This is a genomic window from Amycolatopsis sp. NPDC049159, assembly GCF_040648295.1.
Taxonomy (GTDB): domain Bacteria; phylum Actinomycetota; class Actinomycetes; order Mycobacteriales; family Pseudonocardiaceae; genus Amycolatopsis; species Amycolatopsis pretoriensis_A.
In genome coordinates, this window is sequence record NZ_JBEZDL010000006.1 from 230,034 (window position 1) to 244,832 (window position 14,799).

The window sequence follows — 14,799 nt, forward strand, 5'->3', positions numbered from 1 at the left end:
TTCACCCTGCTTCTTCGGCTTCGACGATGTCGTCCCAATACTGCTGGGCCTCGGGGCGCCAGTCGACGTGTTTGTGATGGAACAGTTCCCCGGCTTTCGTCCCGCTCCACTTCGCCGGGAGGAGTTCGGCGGGCAGCTGCGGGTCGAGGAACGGGAACCGCCGCCACTCGTGCACCAGCTCGGTCTGCGCGCGCAGCACCGCCCGGCCGCCGGTCGGGTGCAGGCCGGTGAACCGGTCGATGAAGTCTTCGTAGCGGTCCTTCAGCTCGGTCAGGTCCCAAGAGCGCGAGACCATCGACTCCTGTTCGCCGACCTCGCCGTACGCCGCGGTGAACGACATCGCCTGGGCGTCGAGGCCGAGCTCGCTGACGATCTGCTGCGCCTCGCGCTGGCGGGACAGGTCCGGGCTGACCCACACGCCGGCCACCGGCGAACCGAAGCCCGCCCAGGTCAGCCGCGTGCGCAGCCGGTGCCGCAGGTCGCGCTTGGCCTCCGGGACGGACACGATCAGCATCAGCCACTGCCCGTTCCACGGCGGGCGCTCGCGGCCGAAGGCGTAGATCCGCTCGGCGCCCTCGGTCAGCAGCCGGCGCCCGGGCGGGGTCAGCGACCAGCGGACGCGGCGCCCGACGCGCTCGGAGACGACCCAGCCCTCGGCGGCCGAGCGGGCCAGCGCCTGCCGGGCGGACTTCTCCTCGATGTCGAGGATGCCGAGGACCTCGACCAGCATGGACGTCCAGACGGGCTTGTCACGAGGCAGCGCGTACTCGCCGAGCACGGTCATCAGCAGCGACCGGGCGCTGGCGTGGCTCACCTCGCGGCGCCGGCTCACCGTGGGCCGGGGCGCGGATGGGCGGCCTTCCCTCGGTTTCGGCCTGCGGCCGAGGGTCACCGGGGGAGCGGGTTCGCCCATCTGTGTTCACCAACCTCACTGCACGGAAGACGCGACAACCGAACAGGGTACCCACACTCAGTGATCAAAGCGCCACCCGACACACACAGCCGGTGGCTTTGACCTTGATCTGACAGTCCACCACGGCCCCGTAGACTCGGCGATCTCATGAGCGCAACACTCGTCGCGAAGGACCTGGCCGCGGGCCACGGTGACCGCATCCTCTTCTCCGGCCTCGATCTCGTCGTCGCCCCGGGCGACGTCGTCGGCCTGGTCGGTGTCAACGGCGCCGGCAAGTCGACGCTGCTGCGGACCCTCGCCGGGCTCGCGAAACCGGACGGCGGCGAGATCCGGCTGAACCCGCCGTCGGCGACCGTCGGGCACCTGCCGCAGGAGCCGGAGCGGCGGGACGGCGAGTCGGTGCGGGCGTTCCTCGCGCGCCGCACCGGCGTGTCGGCGGCCCAGGCGGACCTCGACGCGGCGACCGAAGCCCTCACCGCGGGCGAAGCGGGCGCGGACGACCAGTACGCGACGGCGCTCGACCGCTGGCTCGACCTGGGCGGCGCCGACCTCGACGACCGCGCCGCCGAAGTGGCCGCCGACCTCGGTCTCGCCGTCGACCTCGACCAGCCGATGACGTCGCTCTCGGGCGGTCAGGCCGCGCGCGCCGGGCTCGCGTCGCTGCTGCTGAGCCGCTACGACATCTTCTTGCTGGACGAGCCGACCAACGACCTCGACCTGGACGGCCTGGCCCGGCTGGAGCGGTTCGTGACCGGGTTGCGGGCGGCGACCGTGCTGGTCAGCCACGACCGCGAGTTCCTGGCCAGGACCGTCGACCGCGTCGTCGAGCTGGACCTGGTGCAGCAGCAGGTCAACAGCTACGGCGGCGGCTACGAGGCCTACCTCGAGGAACGCGAGGTCGCGCGCCGGCACGCGCGTGAGGACTACGAGGAGTTCGCCGACACGAAGGCCTCGCTCGAGGCGCGCGGCCGGATGCAGCGGGCGTGGATGGAGAAGGGCGTCAAGAACGCCCGCCGGAAGCAGCCCGACAACGACAAGAACGCCCGCAAGTTCCGCGCCGAGGCCACCGAGAAGCAGGCGTCGAAGGCCCGGCAGACCGACCGGATGATCGAGCGCCTGGACGTCGTCGAGGAGCCCCGCAAGGAGTGGGAGCTGCGGATGGAGATCGCCGCGGCCCCGCGCGCGGGCGCGGTGGTCGCGACCCTGCGCGGCGCGGTCGTCCGCCGCGGCGGCTTCACGCTCGGGCCGGTCGACCTGCAGATCGACTGGGCGGACAAGGTCGCCATCACCGGCGCCAACGGCGCGGGCAAGTCGACGCTGCTGGCCGCGCTGCTCGGCCGGGTCCCGCTCGACGAGGGCAACGCCGCGCTCGGGCCGGGGGTCGTGGTCGGCGAGGTCGACCAGGCCCGGCGGCTGTTCCTCGACGACGTCCCGCTCGCCGACGCGTTCGCGCGCGAGGTCCCGGAGCTGGCCGACGCCGACGTCCGGACGCTGCTGGCGAAGTTCGGGCTCAAAGCCGCGCACGTGCTCCGGTCGGCGGCGACGCTGTCGCCGGGGGAGCGGACCCGCGCGGCGCTGGCGCTGCTGCAGGCCCGCGGGGTCAACCTGCTGGTGCTGGACGAGCCGACCAACCACCTCGACCTGGCCGCGATCGAGCAGCTCGAGTCGGCGCTCGACAAGTACCCGGGCACCCTGCTGCTGGTTACGCACGACCGCCGGATGCTGGACGCCGTGCACGTGACGCGCCGCCTGGAGGTCGACGGCGGGCGGGTCCGCGAGCGGTGAAGCTCCGCCCGGCGACCGCCGACGACGCCGACTTCCTGGCCGACGTGCTGGTGGCCGCGGTCAACTGGTCGTCGGAGTGGCCGCCGAAGAGCCGTCGTCGCGTGCTCGCGGCTCCGAGCACCGCCTGCTACGTCGCCGGCTGGCCGCGGGAAAGCGACCTGGGCGTGGTCGCCGAGGCGGACGGCAAGAGGGTCGGCGCCGCCTGGCTGCGCTTCTTCGCTCCCGATAAGCCGGGGTACGGGTTCGTGGCCGCCGACGTCCCCGAACTCACCATCGGCGTGGCCGAGGAGTGGCGCGGCCGGGGTGTCGGACGCGCGTTGCTGCACGCCGTCGAGGACCACGCGAAGGAGGCAGGGATCGCGCGGATCAGCCTCAGCGTCGAACGGAAGAACTTCGCGCAGCGGCTGTACTTCGCGGCCGGTTACGAGGTCGTGGGCGCGGGGTCCGAGCAGTCCGACACCATGGTGAAGGTTCTGTGAAGAAGCGGCACTTTCACGTGAAAGTGCGCGCTAGCCCTTCGTCGCGCCGCCGGTCAGGCCCTTCACGAACTGCTTCTGCAGCGCCAGGTAGAAGATCAGCACCGGCAGCGTCGCCAGGAACATCAGGGCGAACACGCTGCCCAGGTCCGCCTGGTACTGGCCGATCGAGCGGTAGATGCCCGTCGTGATCGTCGTGCCCTGCCCCGGGCCGAGGATGATCAGCGGGTCGATGAAGTCGTTCCAGATCCACACGCCCAGGAAGATCAGCACGGACGCCGTCGCCGGGCGCAGCAGCGGGAACACCACGCGCCAGAACACCTGCATCCGCCCGGCGCCGTCGAGCAGCGCCGCCTCCTCCAGCTCGACCGGGACCCCGCGGACGAACCCGCTGAACACGAAGACCCCGAACGGCACGTAGTAGCCGACGTTGAACAGGATCAGCCCCGGCAGCGACGCCATCAGGTGGGTGACGCGCAGGACGTCCGTGATCGGGATCAGGATGACCTGCGGCGGGATCATCAGGCCGGCCAGCAGCACCAGCGTCAGGACCTTCGTCCACCGCTTGCGCGAACGCGCCAGGTAGTGGCCGAGCATGGCCGACAGGACGGTCAGGACCAGGATCGACGACACCGTCACGAGGACGCTGTTGGCCAAGCTGACCCAGAACAACCCGTCCGGGCGGGTCAGCACCGCGTGGATGTTGGCCGGCGTCGGCGGCAGCGGGAGCGACGCGGGCTCCTTCGCGATCAGGTCGCCCCGCTTGAAGACGTTGGCCAGCACCAGGTACAGCGGCACGAAGAACACCGCGCCGACGAGCAGGGCGACCAGGCGACGGGTCACAGGTCCACCTCCCGGCGGCGGAGGAAGTTCAGCACGACGGTCGTCACGGCCGCGACGATCACCAGCATCAGCACGGCCATCGCGGACGCGTAGCCGACGTGGTTGGCGTCGAAGCCGGTCTGCAGCACGTCGAACGCGATCGTCGCCGTGGCCCCGGAACCCGGGCCGCCGTTGGTGATCACCTTGACGTAGTCGTAGGTCTTGAACGCGGAGATCAGCAGCACGACCGTAGTGATCGTCAATGACGGCGCGAGCAGCGGCCAGGTGACCGCGCGGAACCGGCGCAGCGGCCCGGCGCCGTCGATCTCGGCGGCTTCGAGCAGTTCGGCCGGCACGCCCTGCAGCCCGGCCAGGTAGACGACGACGCAGAACCCGAGCAGCTGCCAGCACACGATCGAGGCGACCGAATACAGCGCCAGATCGGGGTCCGAAAGCCAGCCCGGCGGGTGCTCGACCCCCAGCGCGCGCAACAGGTTGTTCAGCGGCCCGGCGTCGTCGAGCAGCCGCGACCAGACGATCGAGACGACGACCGAGCTGAGGATCACCGGGGTGAAGAACACGCTGCGCAAAGCGTTGTACAGCCAGCCTTTCCGGTCGAGCAGCAGCGCGACGCCGAGACCGAGCACGTTGGGCACGACGACCACGATCAGCGTCAGGATCGTGGTGACCTCGAGCGCGGCGAGGAACTGCTCATCGGTGAAGAGCAGCCGGTAGTTGTCGAAGCCGACGAACCGCACCGGCGGGTGGAACGGGTTGTAGTTCGTCAGGCTGTAGCCGAAGCTGATCAGGATCGGAGCGAGCACGAAGCACACGTAGACGAGCACGCCCGGGGCGCCGAACGACGCGAAGTGCCCGACCCGCGGCAGGACCGGCTTGCGGGTGCCGGCGGTGGCCAAGTCAGCCCGCCTTCGCCCACTCGGTGTCCAGGAACGCGCACGCGTCGGCCACCGTCTTGCGGCCGGTGATGACGTCCTGGGCGGCCTGGTCGACCTTGTCCTTCATGCCGGGCAGCAACCCGTCGTCGGCGGTCTCCCAGCGGAACGCGTGGACGACGGCGTTCTGCCGCACCGCCTGGGTGTAGAGGTCGTACCCGGCCTTGAACGTCGGGCCCACGTCGGCCGGCGGGGTGTAGCCCTTGATCGCCGGGAACAGGCCGTCCGCCTTGACCGACGCGTCGAGCTGGTCCTTGTCCAGCTGGAAGCCGAGCGCGAACTTCCTGGCGGCGTCGAGGTTCGCGGCCTTCGCGTTCACGATCATGCCGCCGCCGGTGTAGGCCGGGACGACGAGCTTGCCGTCCTCGGTGGGGAAGTCGAACACGCCGACTTCGAAGTCGTGCTTCTTGGAGTCGGCGTTGGCGGCGAACCAGTTGCCCATCGGGTACATCGCGCTCTTGCCGTCGAGGAAAGCCTGCTCGGTCGCCGCGTAGTCGCGGGAAACGCTCGTCTTGTCCACGTACCCCCGCGCGGCGAGGTCGGCGAGCTTCGAGAAGGCGTGCTGGAACGCGGGATCGGCGAACTTGACCTTGTCCTGGCGCCGCTGGGTCAGCCAGTCCGGCGTCGTGGGGTAGACCTCGGTGCCGACCAGGCCGGAGAGGATCATCGACGACGGGAAGCCGTCCTTGCCGCCGCCGATGGTGAACGGCGCGAAGCCCTTGTCCTTGAGCTTGCCGGCGTCGGCGACCAGCTCGGCCCACGTCTTCGGCGGCGCGGCGATACCCGCGTCGGCGAACATCGTCTTGTTGTAGTAGACCGGCGGGATGGTCTGGGTGTTCGCCGGCAGCTGGTAGTACTTCCCGTTGACCGGGTTGGCCTCGGGGAACTGGAAGTCCTTGAGCTCGTCGGGGGTCCAGGCGTAGAGGTTGCCTGCCTCGGCGAAGCCCGCGGAGTCCACGGCGATCAGCACGTCCGGGAACTGGCCGGACTGCAGCAGCTGCTTCGCGTACGACGTCCGGCCGTCGGCGGTGGGGGCGACGAGCTTCTTCACCTTGATGCCGGGGTTCTTGTCGGTGACGCGCTTGATCGCGGCGTCCCAGTAGGCGGGCGTGAGGTTCGGTGTCTCGAAGGTGAGGAAGGTGATTTCGGTGCCACCGCCGGTGTTAGACCCGACCGAGCACGCGCTCACCGCCAGGAGCACCGCGGCGCCCAGCGCCAGTGACCTTCTCATCGAGCCTCCCGCCAGATGTGATGTATGACGCATTTGATCTGACGTCTGATGGGCTGTCAAGCGTTCAGTGGCGGTGAAACCGTCGAAGGGTGGCCGATAGATCCGATCTCTAGCGCGAAATTCGCTCCAGCCGGACGACTGCGCTCGCGAAGTCGCCGGTCGGGAGCCCGAGACGCAGTCCGTGGGCGAGCAAGACGGCGCCCGAGTGCGTGGTGCCGGAAGCCGGATCGAGGTACCGGTCAGCGGAATCGAGCCCGCCGAGCCGCAGCGGCCGGTCCGGCTCGGCGAAGTGCGCGGCCTGCCGGTAGGCGAACACGACCGACCGGCCGCCGAGGACGTACTGGAGCGCGACGAGGCCGTCGTCGACCGGTGGCCGGAGCCGGTGCAGCGCCCCGTGCTGCACCACGGGCTGGATGTCCCGGTACAGCGCGATCATTTCCCGGGCGAGCGCGAGGTCTTCGTCCGGCCAGTGCGCGATGTCGCCGCCGAGACCGAGCACGCCGGCCATGGCGACGTGGAACCGGAAGCGCAGCGGCACCGAGCGGGCGGTGACGAAGTTCGGGTCGTCGGTGACCCAGGCCGCCATCGCGCGGGCCGGGTAGAGCTGGCTGTAGCCGTGCTGGACGCGGAGCCGGTCGAGGGCGTCGGTGTTGTCCGACGGCCAGACCTGGTCGGTGCGGGCGAGCACCCCGAGGTCGACCCGGCCGCCGCCACCGCTGCACGCCTCGATCCGCAGGCCGGGGTGGTCGCGGCGGAGGCGGTCCAGGATCGCGTACACCGCACGGGTGTGCTCGACCCACAGCCGGTCCTGGTCCGTTTCGCCCGGCCAGCCCGCTTCGCTGAACGGGCGGTTCATGTCCCACTTGAGGAAGTCGACGCCGTGGTCGCCGACTAGCCGGTCGAGCCAGCCGTGCGCCCACGCGGCGACGTCGGGCCGCGCGAAGTTGAGGACGAGCTGGTTGCGCAGTTCCGACCGGCGCCGGTGCGGGTGGTGCAGCACCCAGTCCGGGTGGGCGCGCTGGAGGTCGCTGTCCGGGTTGACCATCTCGGGCTCGACCCAGAGCCCGAACTTCATGCCCAGCGCGTGCACCGCGTCGACCAGCGGCCGGAGGCCACCGGGGAAGCGCTCGCGGTTGACGTGCCAGTCGCCGAGCCCGGCGTGGTCGCCGGTGCGGGCGCCGAACCAGCCGTCGTCCAGCACGAACAGCTCGACGCCGAGCGCCGCGGCCCGCTCGGCGAGGGCGAGCTGGCCGCCTTCGGAGACGGCGAATCCCGTGGCTTCCCAGGAGTTGTAGAGGACCGGACGCAGCTCCGCGGGGTGCGGCAGGACGTGTTCGCGGACGTAGGCGTGCCACGCACGGCTCGCGGCGCCGAACCCGCCGCGGGTGTGCAGGCCGGCGGCGACCGGGGTGGTCAGCGGCCGGCCGGGCCCGATCCGGTGGACGACGCCGTCTTGCCCGAAGCCGCCGCTGACCGTCAGGCGCCCGGTCGAGGAGCGGGTCGTGGTGAGGCGCCACGAGCCGCTCCACGCGAGCGCGACGCCGTAGACCTCGCCGTGGTGTTCGGTGGCGGTGCCGTCGTCGACCATGACCCAGGGGTTGGCGTGGTGGCCGGTGATTCCGCGGCGGCTGCCGAAGACGGTCTCCCCGTGCGGGGCGGGTTCCCGTCGCAGCTGGGTTTCCGCGGCCCAGCGGCCGGTGGTGTGGCTGAGCCGGTAGTCGTCGAGGACGGGCAGGGCCCAGGTCGCGGAGTCGGCCCGGGCGACCTCGACGTCGGTGTCGGCGGACAGCTCGGTCCAGCGTTCGAGGACGTCGGACCGGAACCGGTAGTGGAGGGTGATCCGAACGGAGTAGTGGCGGTCGGTGCAGTGGATCGCCAGGTGATGCTCGGTGATTTCGTGGCGCTGGTACCGCCATTCGAGGCCCCGGGTGCCGTCGGCGAAGCGGAGTTGCAGGGCCGGGGTCCAGTAGCGGGTGCCGCTGTCCGCCGCGAGTTCGTCGAGGCCTTCGTTCGGGTCGTTGAAGCCGTCCCAGCGGGGAAGCGTTTTCTGCGTGAGTTCGACGACCTGGGGCGGGGACAGGCGAGGACCCCAGTACACGTGGGTGGGGACGTCGTCTTCGTCGAGCCGCAGGGCGTAGGTGGTCGTCGTGCCGGTGAGCACCCAGGTGCGGTGGGCGTCGAGGAAGCTGATCCCGGGCATGCGGGTCATCCTGGCCGCCGGGACACCGCGGCGGCCAGGAATTCCCGCTCACCGGATCAAGGCCGGTCGGTCAGGTACCCGCCCATGGTCTTGAAGTACTCGTGCGCCGGCAGTTCCGTGCCGTCGGCGGTGCGGACCCGCTCGACGACCAGGCCGGCCGACTGACCGCGGCGCGCCTGCGGGCCGGCCACGATGACGACGCCGTCGCCCTCCTTGATGAAGATCCGGCCCGGCGTGCCGCCGTAGTGCCCCTTCGACACCGATGCCTTGAGGATCCGCAGCTCCTCGCCGCGGTGGTGGGTGAACGCGTTCGGGTACGGGTCGGACAGCGCGCGGACGAAGCGCTCGAGGTCCTCGGGCGGGAGGGTCCAGTCGATCAGGCTGTCGCGGCGGGCGCGCTTGTGGAAGAAGCTGGCCTTCGAGCGGTCCTGCGGCACCGGGGTGTACCCCGTCTCGATCTTCGAGATCGCTTCGGCCGTGAGCGGGGCGATCAGGTCGACCGTGCGGTGGAACAGATCCGTCGTGGTGTCCGCCGGGCCGACCGGGACCGCGCGCTGCAGGACGATGTCGCCCGCGTCGAGCTCGCCGTCCATCATGTGGGCGGTGACGCCGACCTCGGGCTCGCCGTTGATCAGCGCCCAGATGAGCGGGGAGAAGCCCGCGTACGACGGCAGCAGCGAGTCGTGGATGTTGAGGGTGCCGTGCCGCGGGAGGTCGAAGATCTCCGGGGGCAGCCAGGTGCGCCAGTTGTTCGCCACGATCAGGTCGAGGTCCGCGGCCTTGAGCTCGGCCAGCAGTTCGGCGTCGTCCGGGCGGGTGCGGAGCAGGACGCGGATGCCGTTGGCCTCGGCGAGGTCGGCGACCGAATCGGCCCAGATCCGCTCGTAGGCGTGGTCGCTCTTCGGGTGCGTCACCACGAGGGCGACGTCGTGCCCCGCGTCGATGAGCGCCTGCAGGGTCCGGTGCCCCCAGGTCTGGTAGCCGAACATCGCCACGCGCATTCGAGAGTGCCCTTTCGTGATCGGGGGACGAACATCACCACGAACGTACTAGGCGAGGCTCGCCTAAGTTAGGTTAGGGTTCCCTGAACGGTACCGGAGCACGCGAGGGAGCAACATGACTGCAGAGGTCCCGATCTACGACATCGTCGGCGTGGGCTTCGGACCGTCGAACCTGGCCCTCGCGATCGCCCTCGCCGAGCACAACGCCGGCGCCGGGGAGCCGGTGACCGCGCACTTCCTCGAGCGGCAGCCGAAGTTCGGCTGGCACCGCGGGATGCTCATCGACACGGCCACGATGCAGGTGTCGTTCCTGAAGGACCTGGTCACCATGCGGAACCCGACCAGCGGGTTCAGCTTCCTCAACTACCTGCACTCGGCGGGGCGGCTGGTCGACTTCATCAACCACAAGAACCTCTTCCCGCTGCGGGTCGAGTTCCACGACTACTTCGAGTGGGCGGCCGCGAAGGTCGACGACGTCGTCTCGTACGGCACCGAGGTGGTGTCGGTGAAGCCGGTGTACGACGGTTCCGAGGTGGCCTACTTCGACGTCGAGGCTTCGGACGGCTCGTCGTTGCGCGCCCGGAATCTGGTGGTGGGTACCGGCTTGCGGCCGCAGCTGCCGGAAGGGATCACCGCCGGGCCGCGGATCTGGCACAACAGCGAACTGCTGTTCCGCGTCGACGCCCTGCGCGGAACATCGCCCCGGCGCCTGGTCGTGGTGGGCGCCGGGCAGAGCGCCGCCGAGGTGGCGGCGCTGCTGCACGACGAGTTCCCGCAGACCGAGGTGTGCGCGGTGTTCGCCCGCTACGGCTACAGCCCGGCCGACGACAGCTCGTTCGCGAACCGGATCTTCGACCCGGACGCCGTCGACCAGTTCTACCGCGCGGGCGAACCGGTCAAGGACCGCCTGATGCGCTACCACGGCGCGACGAACTACTCCGCGGTCGACATCGACCTGATCGACGAGCTGTACCGGCGGGTGTACCGCGAGAAGGTGCTCGGGGTCCAGCGGTTGCGGCTGCTGAACGTCTCCCGCCCGGTCGAGGTGACCGACACGGGCACGGCGGTGTCGGTGACGATCGAGTCACTGACGACGGGCGAGTGCACGGTGCTGGAGGCGGACGCGATCGTCTACGCGACCGGTTACCGCCCGGCCGACCCGACGCCGTTGCTGGGCGAGCTCGGCCCGCGGTGTTCCCGGGACGAGGAGGGCCGCTTGCGCGTCGAGCGTGACTACCGCTTGACCACGGAACCTGTGCTGCGCGGCGGGATCTACCTCCAGGGCGGAACGGAGCACACGCACGGCATCACGTCGTCGCTGCTGTCGAACACGGCGGTGCGGGTGGGGGAGATCCTGCAGTCCGTCGTGGACCGCCGGGTGGTGGCGGCGCCGGCGGGGGAGTACGCGGTCAGCGCCCGCTGACCCGCCAGACGGAGATCGTAACCGCTGTTCGAAGTCGGACGGACACTTCGGGTGGGCGTTGTGTCAGTCCCTGGCAGATTTTGTGGCTGCTGGTGACGCTCGCGGCCGCGGCGGCAGGCGTGATGTTCGCTTCTGACGTTCAAAAAATCACCTGCTCACGTGATCGTACGATGAAGGTCGGGCCGGCCTGAGCGCGCTCGAGCCGGTCCAGCGCCTCCTCGGCGGCTTCTGCGATGTCGGAGCCGACGATTCATACGCAGGTAGCCCTCGAGCGGGCCGTCGAGCCAGGTCGTTCACGCCGCAGGCTACGAGTTCAACGGGCGGCCAGCTGTTCCCGCAGGATGTCGCCGTGGCCGGCGTGGCGGGCGAAGTCCTCGATCAGGAGCAGGTAGACGAACCGCAGGTTCACCTCGCCGAGGACGTCGTGCGTCCACGTGTCGTCGAGGTCGAAGCGGGCCGCGATTTCCCGGGACCGGGCGCCGGCCCGCTCGAACTCGGCGATCACGTCGGCGACCGTTTCGCCTTCGGTGACGACGAAACTGGGGTCGCCCGGCGTCGTGGGACCGTCGCATTCGGACTCGGCGCGGCCCAGTAGCAGGCACTGGAACCACCGCCGCTCGGCCATGGCCGCGTGCTTGACCAGCCCGATCGGCGTGGTCATCGACGCGACCAGCCGCACGCGGGCATCGGCCTCCGACAGTCCGCGGGCGGTCGCGGCGACGGCGCGCCGGTTGCGGTCCATCGTGGCCTCCAGCAGGTGGCGCTCGGGACCGGTGGTGATTTCGGGCAGCACGAACATAGCTCTGCTTCCTGGAGGGGGTTTCGGCCGGACATTCCTCGGAACACGCGAGGCGGGCCGGGACCCAGGATAGCCGAAGTCGGGCTCGGCGCGAAGAAGGCTGTCCCTGCCAGTTCGCCGGGGTCAGCCCTGGTGCACCGGCGCCGGGTGGTGGCGGCTGATCGGGATCACCATCGGCGTCCCGCTCACCGGGTCCGCGGTGATCCGGCAGCGGACGTCGAACACCTCGTCCACCAGCTCCTCGGTGATCACCTCGGTCGGCGCGCCCGAGGCCACGATCCGGCCGGACTTCATCGCGATCACGTGGTCGGCGTAGCGGCACGCCTGCGGCAGGTCGTGCAGCACCATCACCACCGTGCGGCCCTCGCCGCGGTTGAGGTCGACGACCAGGTCGAGGACGTCGATCTGGTGCGCCAGGTCGAGGTACGTCGTCGGCTCGTCGAGCAGCAGCACCGGTGTGCCCTGCGCGACCGCCATCGCGATCCACGCGCGCTGGCGCTGACCGCCGGAAAGCTCGTCCACCGGGCGGTCGGCCAGGTCGGTCATCTCCGTCGCCGCCAAGGCTTCGCGCACCGCGCCTTCGTCCGATGTGGACCACTGGCGCCACCAGCTCTGGTGCGGGGCGCGGCCGCGGCCGACGAGGTCGGCGACCGTCATGCCCTCCGGCGCCACCGGCGACTGCGGGAGGATGCCGAGCTGCTGGGCGACCTGGCGGGTCGGCAGGTCGTGGATCGGCCGGCCGTCGAGGTAGACGCCCCCCGACTTCGGCGTGAGCAGCCGGGCGAGCGTGCGCAGCAGCGTCGACTTCCCGCACGCGTTCGGGCCGACGATCGCGGTGATCCGGCCCGGCGGGATCTCGAGGTCGAGGCCGTCGATGACGACCCGGTCGTCGTAGGCGACGCGGAGGTCCCGCACGCGCAGGGACGGTGTCATCTTCTCAGCCTCCGGAACCGGAACGGTTGGCCCTGGCCAGCAGCCAGAGCAGGATCGGAGCGCCCAGCACGCCGGTCACGATGCCGACCGGCAGCCCGGACGCGGTGAGCTCGCGCGCGATGATGTCGCTGCCCAGCACCACGACCGCGCCGGTGAGCGCGGACGCGGTGATCGGCGGCGACGACAGCCGGGCGAGCCGCTGCGCGATCTGCGGTGCGGTCAGCGCGACGAACGAGATCGGCCCGGCCGACGCGGTCGCGAACGCGACCAGCCCGGCGCCGGCCAGCAGCAGCCCGAGCCGGACCGGCTGCACCGGCGTGCCGAGCCCGGCGGCCACGTCGTCGCCGAGCAGCAGCGTGCCCATCCACCGCGACAGCGCCAGCACCAGCGGGAACAGCACGACCAGCGCGGCGAACAGCGGCACGACGTGGTCCCAGCCGCGGTTGGCGAGGTTGCCGACCAGCCAGCCGATCGACGCCTGCGCCTCGGTGATCTGCGCCTTGCTCAGCAGGTAGTCCGTGAGGCTCGTGCACATCGCGAAGATCCCGATGCCCACCAAGAGGATCCGGTAACCGGTGGTGCCGCGCCGCCACGCCAGCGCGTACACCAGCAACGCGGTCAGCAGGCCGCCGGCCAGGCCGAGGGTGGTGGTGCCGAGCCCGCCGCCGAAGCCGAACGCGATCCCGGCGACGACGAACGTGGCCGCGCCCGCGTTGATGCCGATCATGTCCGGGCTGGCCAGCGGGTTGCGGGTGATCGTCTGGAACACCGCGCCGGACGCGCCGAACGCGAGCCCGGCCAGCAGCCCGGTCAGCGCCCGCGGCAGCCGCAGTTCTTGCACGATGTAGGTGTTCCCGGTGTCGCCGCCGCCGAAGAGGCCCGAGAGGACGTCGGACACGCTCATCGGGACGTCGCCGATCGTCATGCCCAGGCAGAACAACACGAACGCGAGGACGGCGAGGATCCCGGAGACCAGCAGCAGCCGCGGCCGGACGCGGCCGGACACCGGGGGTGCGGCGAGGCGGAAGGTGACGCGGTCGCGCCGGAGGTGCAGCAGGCTCATGCGCACGCCTCGCTGACGCTCGGCGCGGCCTGAGCCGAAGGCGCGGTGTTGGTCGATTCGCTCGCAAGCTCGCTCATGTCAGGACTCCGCGAGCTTGCGCCGGCGGACCAGGTAGATGAAGAACGGCGCGCCGAGGAACGCGACGATCACGCCCGCGCGGATCTCGCTCGGCCGCGCCAGGACCCGGCCGAGGATGTCGGCGGCGAGCAGCAGGCTCGGGGCGAGCACCGCGGTGTAGGGCAGCAGCCAGCGATGGTCCGGGCCCAGCACGAACCGCACCGCGTGCGGGACGATCAGGCCCAGGAACAGGATCGGCCCGGCGACGGCGACGGCCGCGCCGGTCAGCAGGGTGATCGCCAGCGCGCCGCGCAGCCGCAGCGGGCCGAGCTTCCGGCCCAGCGCGATCGCGACGTCGTCGCCGAGGGCCAGGCTGTTGAGCGCCGGGCCGCTCGCGATCGCGAGCACCACGCCGACGACGAGGAACGGCAGCACCTGCAGCAGGGCGTTCGCGTCCACGCCGGACAGCGAGCCCGACGACCAGAAGCGGTAGCGGTTGAGCGCCACCGGATCCGACAGCACCATCGCGCTGGTGAAGGACGCCAGCAGCGCCGTGACGGCCGCGCCCGCCAGCGCCAGCTTGACCGGGCTCGACCCGGCCCGCCCGCGCGTACCGAGGAAGTAGACGACGGCGGTCGCGGCGAGCGCTCCCGCGAAGGCGAACCAGATGTAGCCGTAGAGCGAGCTGATGCCGAGCACGGTGATCGAGAAGACGATCGCGAACCCGGCTCCGGCGCTCACGCCCAGCAGACCGGGGTCGGCGAGCGGGTTGCGGGTCAGGGCCTGCATCACCGTGCCGGCCAGGCCGAGCGCGGCGCCCACCAGGACGGCCAGCAGGGTTCGCGGCATCCGGACACTGTGGATGATGACCGCGTCGGCCGAGCCGTCGTCGTGCCACAGCACCTGCCAGACGGCACCGAACGAGATCTCCTTCGATCCCAGCCAGACACTCAGCAGGCACAGGAAAACCAGGACACCGAGGGCGGCCAGCAGACCGAGCGCACGGCCCGTGTGTGGCGGGCGTCGCGTGAGAGCGATCCCTCCGGGGTCTGTTCGCACCGCACCTCCGACTGGTACTCATTTTAGGTAAGGCTAACCGATGGTACAGGAGTGCATCCTCACCATCCGTTTGTTAGGGTCGCC

The 14,799-nt window shown here is 70.8% G+C and carries 13 protein-coding genes; 3 read left to right on the forward strand and 10 right to left on the reverse strand.

Annotated features, from left to right (window positions below; all coding sequences use genetic code 11):
• Position 1: 1 nt before the first annotated feature.
• Complete coding sequence (locus AB0B33_RS13960; RefSeq protein WP_281506287.1) at positions 2-913, reverse strand: PaaX family transcriptional regulator C-terminal domain-containing protein; 912 nt, start codon at positions 911-913, stop codon at positions 2-4.
• A 147-nt stretch (positions 914-1,060) separates the two neighbouring features.
• On the opposite strand from AB0B33_RS13960, the gene AB0B33_RS13965 reads away from it, so the two are divergent.
• Both AB0B33_RS13965 and AB0B33_RS13970 read left to right on the forward strand, forming a co-directional pair.
• The gene (locus tag AB0B33_RS13965; RefSeq protein WP_247023110.1) at positions 1,061-2,698 is read left to right on the forward strand and encodes an ABC-F family ATP-binding cassette domain-containing protein; all 1,638 of its coding nucleotides are present in this window, start codon (positions 1,061-1,063) and stop codon (positions 2,696-2,698) included.
• On the forward strand, positions 2,695-3,177 hold the full coding sequence (locus tag AB0B33_RS13970) for a GNAT family N-acetyltransferase (RefSeq protein WP_360770858.1): 483 nt from the start codon (positions 2,695-2,697) through the stop codon (positions 3,175-3,177). The genes AB0B33_RS13965 and AB0B33_RS13970 overlap by 4 nt, the downstream gene beginning before the upstream one ends.
• A 30-nt stretch (positions 3,178-3,207) precedes the next feature.
• Here the strand turns inward: AB0B33_RS13970 and AB0B33_RS13975 are convergent, their stop codons facing one another.
• From AB0B33_RS13975 to AB0B33_RS13995, 5 genes are all read right to left on the reverse strand, one after another.
• A complete protein-coding gene (locus AB0B33_RS13975) occupies positions 3,208-4,017 on the reverse strand; it encodes a carbohydrate ABC transporter permease (protein WP_360770861.1) in 810 nt (269 codons plus the stop codon).
• Positions 4,014-4,913, reverse strand: a complete 900-nt coding sequence (locus AB0B33_RS13980; RefSeq protein WP_360770864.1) for a sugar ABC transporter permease — start codon at positions 4,911-4,913, stop codon at positions 4,014-4,016. Before AB0B33_RS13980 ends, AB0B33_RS13975 begins: the two co-directional genes overlap by 4 nt.
• A 1-nt stretch (position 4,914) precedes the next feature.
• Positions 4,915-6,180 carry an extracellular solute-binding protein gene (locus tag AB0B33_RS13985; RefSeq protein WP_360770868.1) on the reverse strand — a complete coding sequence of 422 codons (1,266 nt, stop codon included), beginning with the start codon at positions 6,178-6,180 and terminating at the stop codon, positions 4,915-4,917.
• 109 nt (positions 6,181-6,289) lie between these two features.
• Complete coding sequence (locus AB0B33_RS13990; RefSeq protein WP_360770871.1) at positions 6,290-8,380, reverse strand: alpha-galactosidase; 2,091 nt, start codon at positions 8,378-8,380, stop codon at positions 6,290-6,292.
• 56 nt (positions 8,381-8,436) lie between these two features.
• A complete protein-coding gene (locus AB0B33_RS13995) occupies positions 8,437-9,381 on the reverse strand; it encodes a methionyl-tRNA formyltransferase (RefSeq protein ID WP_360770874.1) in 945 nt (314 codons plus the stop codon).
• A gap of 115 nt (positions 9,382-9,496) precedes the next feature.
• Between AB0B33_RS13995 and AB0B33_RS14000 the strand changes: the two genes are divergently transcribed.
• A complete protein-coding gene (locus AB0B33_RS14000) occupies positions 9,497-10,804 on the forward strand; it encodes a lysine N(6)-hydroxylase/L-ornithine N(5)-oxygenase family protein (RefSeq protein ID WP_360770877.1) in 1,308 nt (435 codons plus the stop codon).
• 313 nt (positions 10,805-11,117) lie between these two features.
• Here AB0B33_RS14000 and AB0B33_RS14005 read toward each other — a convergent pair whose 3' ends face one another.
• From AB0B33_RS14005 to AB0B33_RS14020, 4 genes are all read right to left on the reverse strand, one after another.
• On the reverse strand, positions 11,118-11,603 hold the full coding sequence (locus tag AB0B33_RS14005) for a DinB family protein (RefSeq protein WP_360770880.1): 486 nt from the start codon (positions 11,601-11,603) through the stop codon (positions 11,118-11,120).
• A 123-nt stretch (positions 11,604-11,726) separates the two neighbouring features.
• Complete coding sequence (locus AB0B33_RS14010) at positions 11,727-12,536, reverse strand: ABC transporter ATP-binding protein (protein ID WP_360770882.1); 810 nt, start codon at positions 12,534-12,536, stop codon at positions 11,727-11,729.
• A gap of 4 nt (positions 12,537-12,540) precedes the next feature.
• On the reverse strand, positions 12,541-13,599 hold the full coding sequence (locus AB0B33_RS14015; RefSeq protein ID WP_360770885.1) for an iron chelate uptake ABC transporter family permease subunit: 1,059 nt from the start codon (positions 13,597-13,599) through the stop codon (positions 12,541-12,543).
• 78 nt (positions 13,600-13,677) lie between these two features.
• Complete coding sequence (locus tag AB0B33_RS14020) at positions 13,678-14,715, reverse strand: iron chelate uptake ABC transporter family permease subunit (protein ID WP_360770887.1); 1,038 nt, start codon at positions 14,713-14,715, stop codon at positions 13,678-13,680.
• Positions 14,716-14,799: the final 84 nt, after the last annotated feature.

Excerpts from the sequence above, each read along its gene's own strand:
- AB0B33_RS13960 (WP_281506287.1), bottom strand. The coding sequence starts at position 913 with ATGGGCGAACCCGCTCCCCCGGTGACCCTCGGCCGCAGGCCGAAACCG.
- AB0B33_RS13965 (WP_247023110.1), top strand. The coding sequence starts at position 1,061 with ATGAGCGCAACACTCGTCGCGAAGGACCTGGCCGCGGGCCACGGTGAC.
- AB0B33_RS13985 (WP_360770868.1), bottom strand. The coding sequence starts at position 6,180 with ATGAGAAGGTCACTGGCGCTGGGCGCCGCGGTGCTCCTGGCGGTGAGC.
- AB0B33_RS13990 (WP_360770871.1), bottom strand. The coding sequence starts at position 8,380 with ATGCCCGGGATCAGCTTCCTCGACGCCCACCGCACCTGGGTGCTCACC.
- AB0B33_RS13995 (WP_360770874.1), bottom strand. The coding sequence starts at position 9,381 with ATGCGCGTGGCGATGTTCGGCTACCAGACCTGGGGGCACCGGACCCTG.
- AB0B33_RS14000 (WP_360770877.1), top strand. The coding sequence starts at position 9,497 with ATGACTGCAGAGGTCCCGATCTACGACATCGTCGGCGTGGGCTTCGGA.
- AB0B33_RS14005 (WP_360770880.1), bottom strand. The coding sequence starts at position 11,603 with ATGTTCGTGCTGCCCGAAATCACCACCGGTCCCGAGCGCCACCTGCTG.
- AB0B33_RS14010 (WP_360770882.1), bottom strand. The coding sequence starts at position 12,536 with ATGACACCGTCCCTGCGCGTGCGGGACCTCCGCGTCGCCTACGACGAC.
- AB0B33_RS14015 (WP_360770885.1), bottom strand. The coding sequence starts at position 13,599 with ATGAGCCTGCTGCACCTCCGGCGCGACCGCGTCACCTTCCGCCTCGCC.